Below are 13,265 nucleotides of genomic sequence, written 5' to 3' on the forward strand. Positions count from 1 at the left end.
GGAAGGGCTAAAGGCCGTTGCTTTCGATTTTCCGGGTCCCCAGTCCCCAGTCCCCAGTCCCGAGCTTCACTCCCCCCACGGGCCAACCGCATCGGTTCGGCTAAACTCCACCCCTTACGTTCACGACGGCGTCCAATGAACCCGAACTACCTCGACTTCGAGCAACCCATCGCCGATCTGGAAGCCAAGATCCAGGAACTGCGCAACGCCAGCACCGGCCCGGCAGTCAATGTCGACACCGAAGTGCGGGCCCTGCGGGACAAGCTGCGGGTGCGCACCGCGCAGATCTTCCGAGACCTGTCGTCGTGGCAGATCTCGCAACTGGCGCGGCATCCGCAGCGCCCGTACACGCTGGACTACATCGACGTGTTCTGCGACGAGTTCCAGGAGCTGGCCGGCGACCGCGCCTTCGCCGACGACAAGGCCATCGTCGGCGGCCTCGGCCGCATCGACGGGCGTCCGGTGGTCATCATCGGCCACCAGAAGGGCCGCGACACCAAGAGCAAGGTCGCGCGCAACTTCGGCATGCCGCGCCCGGAGGGCTACCGCAAGGCGCTGCGGCTGATGAAGCTGGCCGAGCGCTTCAAGCTGCCGCTGCTGACCTTCATCGACACCCCCGGCGCCTACCCCGGCATCGGCGCCGAAGAGCGCGGCCAGAGCGAGGCGATCGCGCGCAACCTGCTGGAGATGGCCGAACTGAAAGTGCCGGTGATCTGCACCGTGATCGGCGAAGGCGGCTCCGGCGGCGCGCTGGCGATCGGCGTCGGCGACCGCACCTTGATGCTGGAGTACGGCACCTACTCGGTGATCTCGCCGGAAGGCTGCGCCTCGATCCTGTGGAAGGACGCCGGCAAGGCCAAGGACGCCGCCGAGCAGCTCGGCCTGACCGCCCAGCGCCTGTCCGCGCTGGGCCTGGTCGACAAGGTGGTGCGCGAGCCGATCGGCGGCGCGCACCGCAACCCCACGCAGATGGCCAGGCGCCTGAAGGCGGTGCTGCTCAACGAACTGGACGCGCTGGACCGGCTGCCGATCGCGCAACTGCTGCAGAAGCGCTACGAGCGCCTGCGCGGCTACGGGGCGTACGAAGCGGCCTGATCGCAACGACAGGCGAGCGTTGACACACCCCCAAGCCGCACCGCTTTCGCCCTAGCTGCTCGGGCACGCCATGACCGGATCGGCCAACCCGGAATGCCCCGAGTCCCGAGTCCCGTCAAAACGGCTTCGCCAGCACCAGCCAGATCACCAGCAGCAGCGCCACCACCGGCAGTTCGTTGAACAGGCGCAGCGCGCGCGAGGACGGCAGCGCGCGCGCCTGCGCCACGCCCTTGAGCCAGCGCCCGCTGAACACGTAATAGACCAGCATCAACGCCACCAGGCCCAGCTTGGCGTGCAGCCAGCCGCTGTGGCCGGGCGCGACCATGGTCGGGAAGTCGGGCAGGACCTTGTAGCCCAGCCACAGCGTCAGCCCCAGCAGCAGCGCCAGGCCGAACATCATGTGGCCGAAACGGTACAGGCGCCGCCCCATCAGCAGCAGCCGCACCTGCACCTCCGGCTGCCCCGCGCTCTCGGCGACGTTGACCAGGATCCGCGGCAGGTAGAACACCGCCGCCATCCATGCGACCACGAACAACAGGTGCAGGGACTTGATCCACAGATAGAGTTGCATGCGCTGGCTCCGGGTCGCTGGCGTAGGATGTCACGCCATTTTCGCCGATTCGCATCGCGCCCGCACGGATCACCCAACCCGCATGGACAAACAGTACGACGCCGCCTATTTCCAACGCTGGTATCGCCGCGACGGCATCGGCGACGCCGCGCGTCTGGCGCGCAAGGTCGCGCTCGCCGTCGCCCAGGCCGAGTACTACCTGGAACGGCCGGTCCGCAACGTGCTCGACATCGGCTGCGGCGAAGGCGCCTGGCGCGCCCCGCTGCTCAAGCTGCGGCCGAAACTGAGCTACCTGGGCTTCGACAGCAGCGACTACGCGGTGGCGCGCTATGGCCGCCATCGCAACCTGCATCCGGCGCGGTTCGGCGATTTCGCCTGGCTGCGGCCGTGCGCGCCGGTGGACCTGCTGGTGTGTTCGGACGTGCTGCATTACGTGCCCAGCCGCCAATTGCGCCAGGGCCTGCCGGGCCTGGCCGAGCTGTGCGGCGGGGTCGCCTTCCTGGAGACCTTCGCCGCCGAGGACGCGTTCGACGGCGACCACGCCGGCTTCCAGCCGCGTGCGGCGCGCTGGTATCGGCGCCAGTTTGGTGTACTGGGGCTGCGCCCGGTGGGCAGTCATTGCTGGCTGTCGCCAGCGCTGGCGCGGGATGTGGCGGCACTGGAGACGATCGGTCTGGCGCCCCATTAAGGTGCAACCACACCGGATAGGCTATGCTGCACGGCAGCATACGCGCAGGATGGAAACACCGGCATGCTCTACCAGTGGCACGAACTGACCCGCAACCTGCTCGCTCCCTGGGTCCACCAGGCCGCGGCCAACGCCAAGATCTTCTCCGACGCCAATAGTCTGTGGGCCACGCTGCCCGGCGCCGAGCGCCTGGCCGCCGGCAACGAACTGCTGCATCGGCTCGGCAAGGACTACGAGAAGCCGGCCTGGGCGCTGGACCACGTCGAGGTCGACGGCCATCCGTTGCCGATCGTTGAGCAGGAAGTGCTGCGCAAGCCGTTCTGCCGCCTGCTGCGCTTCAAGCGCTTCAGCGACGACGCCAAGGTGGTGGCCGCGCTCAAGCGGCAGCCGGCGGTGCTGGTGGTGGCGCCGCTGTCCGGCCACCACGCCACGCTGCTGCGCGATACCGTGCGCACCCTGCTGCGCGACCACAAGGTCTACGTCACCGATTGGATCGACGCGCGCATGGTGCCGCAGCGCGACGGCGACTTCGGCCTGGACGACTACGTCAACTACGTGCAGGAGTTCATCCGCCACATCGGCGCCGACACGCTGCACGTGATCAGCGTGTGCCAGCCGACCGTGCCGGTGCTGGCCGCGGTGTCGCTGATGGCCGGCCGCGGCGAGACCACGCCGCGCTCGCTGGTGATGATGGGCGGGCCGATCGACGCGCGCCGCAACCCGACCGAAGTCAACGACCTGGCCACGCGCAATCCGCTGTCCTGGTTCGAGCGCAACGTCATCCACACCGTGCCGCAGGCATATCCGGGCCATGGCCGCGCGGTGTACCCGGGCTTCCTGCAGCACACCGGGTTCCTGGCGATGAACCCCAGCCGGCACTTCATGTCGCACTGGGATTTCTACGCCAACCTGGTCAAGGGCGACCTGCAGGACGTCGAGGCGCATCGCCGCTTCTACGACGAATACAACGCGGTGCTGGACATGCCGGCGACCTACTACCTGCACACCATCCGGGTGGTGTTCCAGGAATTCCTGCTGCCGCGCGGGGAGTGGGTGATCGGCGGCGAGCGCGTGGACCCGGCGGCGATCCGCGACACCGCGCTGCTCAGCATCGAAGGCGAGCTGGACGACATCTCCGGGCTGGGCCAGACCGCCGCCGCGCACGACCTGTGCACCGGCATCGCCGCGCACCGCCGGCAGCACCTGGAAGTGGAAGGCGCCGGCCACTACGGCATCTTCAGCGGCCGCCGCTGGCGCGACATCGTCTATCCGCAGGTGCGCGGGTTCATCGCCGCCAACGCGTCCGCCGCCGCGCGCGCGCCGGGCGGCAACGTCACCCCGCTCAAGCGCCGCGGCAGCCGCAAGGCCGGTTGAGCGGGGTGCGGCGTGCCGCCGCCCCACGCGGCGGCCATTGGCAGACGCCGCTGCCTGGGCAAGAATCGGTCACCGTCCTGCTGGCTGCCCCCATGTCCCCGCGCCCCGCCCTGCTCGCCCTCGCACTGCTGTCCGCCACCGCGGCCGCCCCGGCCGCGCCATATCGCAGCCCGCAGCAGATCCTGGACGCGTCCAAGCCCAGCGACTGGCGCACGCTGGATCCGGCCAACACGCTGTACCTGGACCTGGACACTGGCCGCGTGGTCATCGAACTGGCGCCGGCGTTCGCGCCGGAGCATGTCGGCAACATCCGCACCCTGGCCCACGAGCACTTCTGGGACGGCCTGAGCATCTACCGCTCGCAGGACAACTTCGTGGTGCAGTTCGGCGATGCCGACGGCGAGGAGCCGGGCAAGGCCAGGCCGCTGGGCTCGGCCAAGCGCCACCTGCCCGCCGAATTCCAGCGCGCCGCCAAGGGCCTGGCGTTCCAGGCGCTGCCCGACAGCGACGGCTGGGCGCCGCAGGTGGGCTTCGTCGACGGCTTCCCGGCCGCGCGCGACCCCAAGGACGGCAAGGCGTGGCTGGCGCACTGCTATGGCACCCTCGGCGCCGGCCGCAACAACGCCGAGGACAGCAGCATCGGCGCCGAACTGTACGTGGTCACCGGGCAGTCGCCGCGGCAGCTGGACCGCAACATCACCGTGGTCGGGCGCGTGGTCAAGGGCATGGAACTGCTCAGCGTGATCCCGCGCGGGCCGGACCCGATGGGCTTCTACGCCAAGCCCGAACAGCGCACGCCGATCCGCGCGATCGCGCTCGCCAGCGACGTGCCCGAAGCCGAGCGCACCCCGCTGCAACTGCTGCGTACCGACACCCAGACGTTCCGCGACGTGGCCGAAGCGCGGCGCAACCGCCGGGACGATTTCTACAAGCGCCCGGCCGGGCACATCGACCTGTGCAACGTGCCGCTGCCGGTGCGCACGCCGCCGCAGTAGTTCGCCGTCGCGTTCGCCGGCAGGCGGCGTCGTGCACCGCGTCGGCGCTGCGCCAGGCGCCTAGGCAGGCGCCGCGCCGCGCCGCGGCGTTCGGGTTCGCGCGCGTGCAGGAAGCGGGTGAACAGTTCGCGCGGCTGCTCCACCGCGCATTCGCTCAGCAGCATGGCGATGTTGCCGCGGTGATAAGCGCCGTGCGCGAGCACGTGGAACAGCATTTCCTCGCAGGTCATGCTGCCGGCATCGCCGTCGGTGAAGCGGAACGCCAGCGACTGCTGCAGTGCGGTCGCGTCGAGCCGGGCGATGTACTCGGCATACCACCGGTCGGACTGGGCAACGGCCGCGTGCAATGCCTCCAGCGCCGGCGTCTCCGGCGTGTTGCTGGCGGCGAACGCATGCGCCCCGCCGTCCAGATGCGCGGCAAAGATCCGGTCCACCACGTAGGTGTGGTTCAACAGCCGCATCGCGCGCTGCCGTTGCGCCGGATACGCCGCCGCCTCGATCTGCGCCAGCGCCTGCAGCGGCTCGGCGTTGGCCCAGGCCTTGAAGGCGAACTGCGATGCGAGCAGGGAGGAAGTCGTTGCCGTGGTCCTTTAGGCCTTGTCGTCGATTCCCGAACCGGGCGCGTCATCGCTCGGACGTGGACTAGTGTCCCCCTCCTCGCGCACGCTCGCCACATGCACGCGCAAGCGCGGTACAGCGGGCAATGCCACGCCCTAGCGCGCGCGCTGGCTGAAGGCGACGCTGCCCAGGATCAGCGCACCGGCCACCAGCATGCTCCAGGTCAGCGGCTCGCCCAAGATCGACCAGGCCAGCAGCGCGCCGAACACCGGAACCAGGTAGGTCACCGTCGACGCGCGCGCCGGGCCGATGCGCTGGATGAGCCGGTAGTACATCAGGAACGCCAGGCCGGTGCAGACCACGCCCAGCGCGCCGGCGCAAGCCCAGGCGCGTGCCGGCACCGGCGCGGCCGGCCAGTGCGTCCACGCCAGCGGCGCCAGCAGCAGCGCGCTGCAGCCCAGGGTGGAGGCGGCCGACGCCGCCGGCGGCAGATCGCCCATGTGCCGCTCCACCAGGTTGTAGCCGATGCCATACAGCAGCGAGGCGGTGGCGCCGGCGAACGCGGCCGGCCCCACGCTCAGCCCGGCCGACGTGCCGGTGGCCAGCACCAGCACGCCGACGAAGCCGACCAACAGCGCGACCGCGCGCCGCGCACCGATCCGCTCGCCGAAGAACAGGAACGCGACCAACGCGGTGAACAGCACCGTCATCGCATTGCAGATCGCGCCGATCGCGGCCGGCGCATGTTGCGCGCCCCAGGCGAACAGCAAAAACGGCAGCGCCGAATTGAGCACGCCGATCGCCACCAGCGCCGGCCAGCGCCGCAGCGGGAAGCGCGCACGCGCCAGCCACAGGAACGGCAACAGCACCGCCGCGCCCAGCGCCAGACGCAGTTCCACCAGCGCATAGGCGCCGAATTGCGGCGCGGCTACGCGCATGAACAGGAACGAGCAGCCCCAGACGATACCGAGCAACAGCAGTTCCAGCGGGGTGCGCCAGTCGCGCACCAGCGGCGCCGGAGGGGCGTCGGCCGGATCGGCGGACGCGGGGTCGGCTGCATTCACCGTGCTGTCTCCTGTGTTCATCGTGGCGGGTTGCGGTGGTCGTGGCGGTTGCGTCGTCGTGCCGACGTCGGCGACGCGCGCCGCTTGCGCCGGCATGGCGCGGCGATTGCCGGATGCACCGGGCCGGCCTCGCCGGCGCCGGGCCGGCCGCCTATCCTGCGCATGGCTGCCAGGATCTCCCGCCACAGCAATGTCCACAAGCGTGTGATATCGTCGCGAGCCACAAATCTGCCGCGTGCCTGGCGATGCAACTGCGCCCTGCCCTGCTGCCCGCGCTCGGCGTGTTCGCCGTCGCGGCGCGCCACCAGAACTTCGCCCACGCGGCGGTGGAGCTGCACCTCACCGCCAGCGCGGTCAGCCACCATGTGCGCAAGCTGGAGGCGCTGCTCGGCGCCACGCTGTTCCAGCGCCATGCGCGCGGGGTCAAGCTCACCGCCGAGGGCCGGCAGCTGGCCGACGCGGCCAGCGCGGCATTGGCCGATATCGCGGCCGTGGCCGGCAACCTGCATCCGCAGGCCGATACCGCGCCGCTGCGCATCACCACGCTGCGGTCGCTGTCCTATTGCTGGCTGCTGCCGCGGCTGCCGCGCTTCTGCCAGGCGCATCCGCACGTGCGCCTGGATCTCCAGACCGACGCCGCGTTCTCGCGCTTCGAGGAAGGCGGGCCGGATCTGGGCATCCGCTACGGCCAGGGCGCGTGGCCCGGGCTGACCTCGCACCATCTGATGGACGACGCACTGTTCCCGGTGGCATCGCCGGCGCTGCCGCAACTGGCCGCGCTGCGCCATCCCGAGCAGATCGCGCAGTTGCCGTTGCTCAGCGACATGTCGCCGCAGGGCTGGCGCGACTGGTTTCGCGCCGCCGCGGTGCGCGGCGTGCGGCTGCCGCCGATGCACACGTTCAACGACAGCACCGACGCGATGCGCGCGGCGGTCTATGGCGTCGGCGCGGTGCTGGCGCGCAAGCACATCGCCCAGCCGTATCTGCAGCGCTACGAACTGGTGCGCCTGCCCGGCCCGGCACTGAAGGCGCGCTATTCCTACTACATCGTGCATCCCGGCCACCGCCTGCCCAGCCCGGCGGCCAGCCAGTTCATCGACTGGCTCAAGCGCGAAGCGCTGGACGAACGCACGCCGCTGCCGGCACTGCCTGCGGAACTGCTCGGGCTGCCGCCCCGCGCAGACTAGCGGCCAGGCCAGGGCGGCTCGCATAGAAGCGGCTTCAGTCGCGACCGGGCATGCCGCCGCCAGCGGCCGCGATCGGACGTCGCTGCTCCGCGCGCCAGCATCGGCCGGCCGGTGCATGGTGCTGGTGCCGCCCGAGCGCGCACAGCCCAGGATTCGTCACCTCGCCTTAGCCGCCGCCTGCCTAGCCTGGGGCTTTCCACCCAGAGGAAGGCCCATGCCCCTGCTCCGCATCCGCATCACCGGCGGCGAGGACGACGCCCGCGCCATCATCAATCTGCTCGGCAGCCTGGAAGGCATTGAGCACGTCGAGGAAATCGACGACCTGATGAGCCATATGGACGACGACGATTCCAGTTCCGCCGGACTGCCCGACGACCAGGGTCCGGGCACCCACGAAGTCGAGATCGAAGCCGGCAACGCGGCCACCGCGCAGAAGGTGCGCGAGGCGGTGGAGGCGCTGGCCTTCGACCTGGAAGTGATCGTGGAGTTCGAACAGGACGAAGGCTAGGACGCCTGCGTCCAGCGTCTGCGGGGCGCGCGAGCGGCGCCGCCGCACCGGCTCGGTTGCCTGGCTGGTCGCGGCGCGCCCGGGCGTCGCCCGCGACCGGCCACCAAGCCACACCTGCCGGCAGATCGCGACCCACGGCAGGTGCATGCGCTGGCGCCGCCACCTATGCTTGGCGATCCCTCCACAACAGGAACCCCGATGCGCACGCACCTGCTCGCCGCCGCCCTGCTCACGGCCCTCACTGGCTGCCAGAGGCCCGCCGACGCCCCGAGCGCCACGCCCGGGGCTGCCGCCGGCGCCGCCGATGCGGCCGCCGACAGCGCCTTCGCCGCGCTGTCCACGCGTGCCGTGGACACCTGGATGCGGTCGTCCCCGGTCGCCGCCACCCAGGCCGGCGACCACCGCTACGACCGCGAACTGGACGACCTCAGCGCCGCCGGCCGGCAGAACAGCCTGGACGCGAGCAAGCAGCTGCTGGCCGACCTGGACAAGCTCCAGGTGACCAAGCTCTCGCGTGAGAACCAGGTGGATGCGGCGCTGCTGCGCAACCAGCTGCAGTCGGACATCTGGAGCAGCGAAGTGTCGCAGAACTGGGCCTGGGATCCGCAGGTCTACAACGGCCTGGCCGGCGGCGCGATCTACGGGCTGATGGCGCGCGAATTCGCGCCGCTGCCGGAGCGGCTGACGTCCGCCACCGCGCGCATGGAGAAGATCCCGGCCCTGTTCGCGCAAGCACGCGCGAACCTGGACCCGGCGCGAGTGCCGCTGATCAACGCGCAGACCGTGGCCAAGCAGAACCAGGGCATCCTCAGCATCGTCGACACCTTCATCGTCCCGCACGTCAAGGAACTGCCGGACGCCGACGCGCAGCGCCTGCAGGCGGCGATCGATGGGCTGAAGCAAGCGGTGGCCGAACAGCAGGCCTGGCTGGACCAGACCCTGGTGCCCAACGCCAAGGGCGACTTCCGCATCGGCGCGGAGAAGTACGACCAGAAACTGACGTTCGCGCTGAATTCCTCGCTGTCGCGCGCCGAGATCAAGCAGCGCGCCGAGGCCGAACTCAAGCGCGTGCGCGAGCAGATGTACGGCATCGCCCGCAGCGTGCTGAAGGACGCGCCGCACGCGCCGGCGCTGGCCGATGCGCCGAGCCAGGCGCAGCAGCAGGCCGCGATCGAGGCGGCGCTGGAGCTGGCGTACGCGCAGCACCCGGCGCGCGACAAGGTGATCGACGAGGCCAAGGCCTCGCTGGCGTCCTCCACCGCATTCGTCCGCGCCAGGAACCTGCTGACCCTGCCCGATGCGCCGGTGGACATCATCCTGATGCCCGAATTCCAGCGCGGCGTATCGGTGGCCTACTGCGACTCGCCCGGCCCGCTGGACAAGCACCTGAAGACCTTCTACGCGGTGTCGCCGATTCCCGACGACTGGAGCGCGCAGCAGGCCGAATCGTTCCTGCGCGAGTACAACGGGCGCATGATCCACCTGCTGAGCATCCACGAAGGCGTGCCCGGCCACTACGTGGAAGGCTGGCATTCGGCCAAGTTCCCCTCGACGCTGCGCGGCGTGCTGCGCTCTGGCGTATTCGCCGAGGGCTGGGCGGTGTACACCGAGCGCATGATGCAGGAACAGGGCTACCTGGACCACGATCCGCTGTTCCACCTGGTGCAGCTGAAGTTCTACCTGCGCAGCGTCGCCAACGCGCTGCTCGACCAGGGCGTGCACGTGGACCACTGGAGCAAGCAGCAGGCGCTGCAGCTGATGGTGCACGACACCTTCCAGCAGCAGAGCGAGGCCGAAGGCAAGTGGGTGCGCGCGCAGCTGACCTCGGCGCAGCTGCCGACCTACTTCGTCGGCGTGCAGGAACACCTGGATCTGCGCAAGGCGGTGCAGGCCAAGCTCGGCGACAAGTTCGACCTGAAGACCTACCACGACCAGGTGCTGTCCTACGGCGCGCCGCCGGTGCGGTTCGTGCGCGAGCTGATGCTGGACGAGCCGATTCGGTAACCGGCCAGCCGGCGGCGGACCGCCGCCGCCGGCATGGAAGCGGACGCTGCCGAGCCCCTGGAAAACCCGAGCCTGCCACCCACAGCAGGCTGGCCCAGGGATCGCACCCGAAAGCGTGTTTTATCGTCGGAACATGGCGACTGCCGATCCGGAAGGCACGAGCTTCCCGAGCATCATCCTGAAACCAATGACGACCGTCTGCATAGGCGGGCGTGGGTGAAAACGGCCAGCGATCGAAACCGGCGGCGGACGCACAGAGCCGGCACGCTGGCCGGCAGAAAAGTCTTGCGCTACTTGGCTTTGCGCGCACGCATCACTTCAATGGCAGTGGAGACCGCATCGCGTCCACTGCGGACCGTTCTGCCGCCTGTCCTCTCGTGATAGAACCTGGCCATGCGACCGTCTTTCGCCAACCGCCACAGCGCACTTCTTCATATATGGTCACGGCGGCCACGCGCGCGGCGGCCCATGGATGCCGTCGCCCACCTCGACCATGGAGCACGATCATGCCCCTCATTGCCAAGCGCCGGACGTGGTTGCCCATCGCGGTGCTGGCCCTCACCCTGCCACTGCTGCCGACAGGATGGCACCGTATGCGCCGTGAGCCTGTGACAAGGGATCCTTGCAACATCCCATTGGATGCCCATGGCACCGTGCATATCGACACCCGCAAGCCCATCCCGTTCGATCGGCATGCGTTGGGGCCGGTTGTTACGACACCTACGGCTGCAAGGTGATTTATAATGGCAAGTATTTAGTTGTCGCATCCTGGACGATACCAAGAAAATTTCGTCGGCGTCGTGATGGTCACCACGCCATGTCGCGATCCACTTCTCTCACGATGGAGCGGCGCTCATGTTCTATTTCTCCAACAAGCGTCAGATGCAGTCGTTTCTTGCGGTGCTGGCAACCGCATTGCCGCTCGTACTTGCAGGATGTCCGCAAATGACCAACGCTCCCGCCGTCAAGTCGCCCACCAACGTGCCGTTGGACGCCAATCGCACCGTGCATATCGATACGCGCAAGCCGATTCCGTTCGATCGGCATGCCTTTGGTGCGTCGTGTTTCGATACCTATGGCTGCAAAGTGCTCTACAACGGCCGGTACGAGGCCCGTGACCCGGACGACGTGAAGCAGATGTCGTCCGCTTCGTTGGGCGATGTCTATCCCGACAACATGACCGCGCACACCATCGGTATCGGCAATTATCCCGATTTCCCACCGCCGGCCGAGGTCAGTTGGCACTCCAGCGACGGCCAGCCGCACCATGCCACGGTGGATATCGGCGCGATCTTCAAGGATCAGGTGGTCTTGCACAAGGTGCCGCAGGAGCAGTTGCCGCCGATTCTGACGGCGCCGATCTTCCCGGACATCATATTGGAAGTGAACGACCGTACGATCAATGTGTATATGCGAGCACATGTTTCCACGTCGGTTCTGCAGGAGCCTGGAAATAAATATAGTGATTTCCGCAATGACCTGATACTTGCCTATACCGAAACCTACTGATAGCAGGGTGACCAAGGAGAAGCCGATGGGAAGCGAACGCAACGATCCGCGGCGCTGGCCTGATGGCGTGGAGACGTATCCGGCCAGCCAGCAGGACTTGGCAATCTATGAGCAGAGCCGCCACGCGCTGGCGCAGTTCCAGGCGCCGCGGCTGGTCAGCGATAAGAATCCGCATTCCCGCCTGTTCGTGGCCTCCTTCGATGGCACGGGCAACGACAAGTACAAGGATCCCGAGCACATCACCAATATCGGGATCCTGGACGATCAGGTCAAAGCGGCGCAAAAATCCGGCATGCGCAACATCGGAGGCCATTACGTCCCAGGCGTTGGCACCCAGGACGATCCCTTCACCCAAGCGATCGATGGCGGCCTGGGCTACAGCTACGGTCCGCGCATGGAAGAAATGTACTTGCGGTTCGTACGTCAGGCCAAGGAATGGCAGAAACAGGATCCCCACGCCGAAATCAGCATCCTGTCCACCGGCTTCAGCCGCGGCGCGGTGACCACGGCGATGTTCACCCGGATGGTCGATGAGCGCGGCATCCAGGATCCGGAAGGCATGCAGATCGACTACGGCCCGGCCGGCGAGGTGCGCCAGCTCACCGCGACCCGGCCGCCGCTGGCGCCGCCGGGGCGCACCGCGCAGGCGGTGGCGCTGCTGGACCCGGTCGCCACCGGCGACATGAACCTGCGCGACGTGCGCCTGCCGCCGTCGGTGGTGTCGGGCCTGCAGATCAGCGCGCGCGACGAGCGCCGCGACGCGTTCCCGGTCAAGGACATCCTGGACCCCGGCCGCTCGCGCGACGGGCGCTTCCTCGATCTGGTCAATCCGGGGGCGCATTCGGACATCGGCGGCTCCTACCGGCTCGACGGGCTGGCGGTGCGCAACGGCAATCCGCTGGCGGCGCAAGTCAATCCGCGATGGCGACAAGGACCGTCATGCTTGACTTCCCCGCCTCGCCTCGGTCGAATGGCCATAACGGGCGCTTCCATGGATGGTCACCACACCATGTCGCGATCCACTTCTCTCACGATGGAGCGGCGCTCATGTTCTATTCCTTCAACAAGCGTCAGATGCAGTCGTTTCTTGCGCTGCTGGCAACCGCATTGCCGCTCGTACTTGCAGGATGTCCGCAAATGACCAACGCTCCCGCCGTCAAGTCGCCCACCAACGTGCCGTTGGACGCCAATCGCACCGTGCATATCGATACGCGCAAGCCGATTCCGTTCGATCGGCATGCCTTTGGTACTGCGTGCTACGACACTTATGGTTGCAAGATATTGTATAATGGTCGCTACGAGGCCCACGATTCGGATGATGTAAAGCGTATCTCATCAGCCTCGCTGGGGGATGGCTACCCAGACAACCTATCAGGTTCGACAATCGGCATCCGCAATTTCCCAGACTTCCCGCCCCCTGCCGAAGTCAGCTGGCGCTCCAAGGATGGCCAACCACACCACGCCACGGTGGATATCGGCGCGATCTTCAAGGACAAGATCGTGCTGCACAAGGTACCGCAGGAGCAGTTGCCGCCGATTCTGACGGCGCCGATCTTTCCGGACATCATCCTGGAAGTGAACGATCGCACCATCAATGTGTATATGCGGGCAATGGTGTTTACTACTGTTCCGCAGCGCGCTGGCAAACCGGACAGTAGATTTCGTTATGACCTGATGCTTGCTTACACCAAGAGCTACTGAAGGCACGGTGA

General features: G+C 68.0%; 13 protein-coding genes. 10 read left to right on the plus strand and 3 right to left on the minus strand.

Going from position 1 to position 13,265, the window contains the following annotated elements; translation table 11 throughout:
- Positions 1-135 precede the first annotated feature (135 nt).
- Positions 136-1,095 carry an acetyl-CoA carboxylase carboxyltransferase subunit alpha gene (locus tag G4Q83_RS13410; protein WP_128418587.1) on the plus strand — a complete coding sequence of 320 codons (960 nt, stop codon included), beginning with the start codon at positions 136-138 and terminating at the stop codon, positions 1,093-1,095.
- Between the two features lie 115 nt (positions 1,096-1,210).
- On the opposite strand, the gene G4Q83_RS13415 is transcribed toward G4Q83_RS13410, so the two are convergent.
- Positions 1,211-1,666, minus strand: a complete 456-nt coding sequence (locus tag G4Q83_RS13415; RefSeq protein ID WP_128418588.1) for a CopD family protein — start codon at positions 1,664-1,666, stop codon at positions 1,211-1,213.
- 82 nt (positions 1,667-1,748) lie between these two features.
- On the opposite strand from G4Q83_RS13415, the gene G4Q83_RS13420 reads away from it, so the two are divergent.
- The 3 genes from G4Q83_RS13420 to G4Q83_RS13430 all read left to right on the plus strand — a co-directional run bounded on the left by G4Q83_RS13420 (position 1,749) and on the right by G4Q83_RS13430 (position 4,723).
- Complete coding sequence (locus G4Q83_RS13420; protein ID WP_128418589.1) at positions 1,749-2,354, plus strand: methyltransferase domain-containing protein; 606 nt, start codon at positions 1,749-1,751, stop codon at positions 2,352-2,354.
- Between the two features lie 63 nt (positions 2,355-2,417).
- A complete protein-coding gene (locus G4Q83_RS13425) occupies positions 2,418-3,728 on the plus strand; it encodes a polyhydroxyalkanoate depolymerase (RefSeq protein ID WP_128418590.1) in 1,311 nt (436 codons plus the stop codon).
- A gap of 92 nt (positions 3,729-3,820) precedes the next feature.
- Positions 3,821-4,723, plus strand: a complete 903-nt coding sequence (locus tag G4Q83_RS13430) for a peptidylprolyl isomerase (RefSeq protein ID WP_128418591.1) — start codon at positions 3,821-3,823, stop codon at positions 4,721-4,723.
- Here the strand turns inward: G4Q83_RS13430 and G4Q83_RS13435 are convergent.
- A complete protein-coding gene (locus G4Q83_RS13435; RefSeq protein ID WP_128418592.1) occupies positions 4,654-5,289 on the minus strand; it encodes a DinB family protein in 636 nt (211 codons plus the stop codon). The genes G4Q83_RS13430 and G4Q83_RS13435 overlap by 70 nt on opposite strands.
- A 147-nt stretch (positions 5,290-5,436) precedes the next feature.
- Positions 5,437-6,366 (minus strand): DMT family transporter, encoded by a 930-nt coding sequence (locus G4Q83_RS13440; protein WP_128418593.1) that lies wholly within the window; start codon positions 6,364-6,366, stop codon positions 5,437-5,439.
- Between the two features lie 224 nt (positions 6,367-6,590).
- Between G4Q83_RS13440 and G4Q83_RS13445 the strand changes: the two genes are divergently transcribed.
- The 6 genes from G4Q83_RS13445 (at position 6,591) to G4Q83_RS13470 (ending at position 13,254) form a co-directional block, all read left to right on the plus strand.
- The gene (locus G4Q83_RS13445; RefSeq protein WP_128418594.1) at positions 6,591-7,532 is read left to right on the plus strand and encodes a LysR substrate-binding domain-containing protein; all 942 of its coding nucleotides are present in this window, start codon (positions 6,591-6,593) and stop codon (positions 7,530-7,532) included.
- A 214-nt stretch (positions 7,533-7,746) separates the two neighbouring features.
- A complete protein-coding gene (locus G4Q83_RS13450) occupies positions 7,747-8,040 on the plus strand; it encodes a hypothetical protein (protein ID WP_128418595.1) in 294 nt (97 codons plus the stop codon).
- 198 nt (positions 8,041-8,238) lie between these two features.
- Positions 8,239-10,044 carry a DUF885 domain-containing protein gene (locus G4Q83_RS13455; RefSeq protein WP_128418596.1) on the plus strand — a complete coding sequence of 602 codons (1,806 nt, stop codon included), beginning with the start codon at positions 8,239-8,241 and terminating at the stop codon, positions 10,042-10,044.
- 855 nt (positions 10,045-10,899) lie between these two features.
- Positions 10,900-11,553, plus strand: a complete 654-nt coding sequence (locus tag G4Q83_RS13460; protein WP_246432095.1) for a hypothetical protein — start codon at positions 10,900-10,902, stop codon at positions 11,551-11,553.
- A 25-nt stretch (positions 11,554-11,578) separates the two neighbouring features.
- Positions 11,579-12,694 (plus strand): phospholipase effector Tle1 domain-containing protein, encoded by a 1,116-nt coding sequence (locus tag G4Q83_RS13465; RefSeq protein WP_185817215.1) that lies wholly within the window; start codon positions 11,579-11,581, stop codon positions 12,692-12,694.
- Positions 12,691-13,254 (plus strand): hypothetical protein, encoded by a 564-nt coding sequence (locus G4Q83_RS13470; protein WP_128418597.1) that lies wholly within the window; start codon positions 12,691-12,693, stop codon positions 13,252-13,254. Before G4Q83_RS13465 ends, G4Q83_RS13470 begins: the two co-directional genes overlap by 4 nt.
- Positions 13,255-13,265: the final 11 nt, after the last annotated feature.

Source organism: Xanthomonas theicola, assembly GCF_014236795.1.
GTDB classification, from domain to species: Bacteria; Pseudomonadota; Gammaproteobacteria; order Xanthomonadales; family Xanthomonadaceae; genus Xanthomonas_A; species Xanthomonas_A theicola.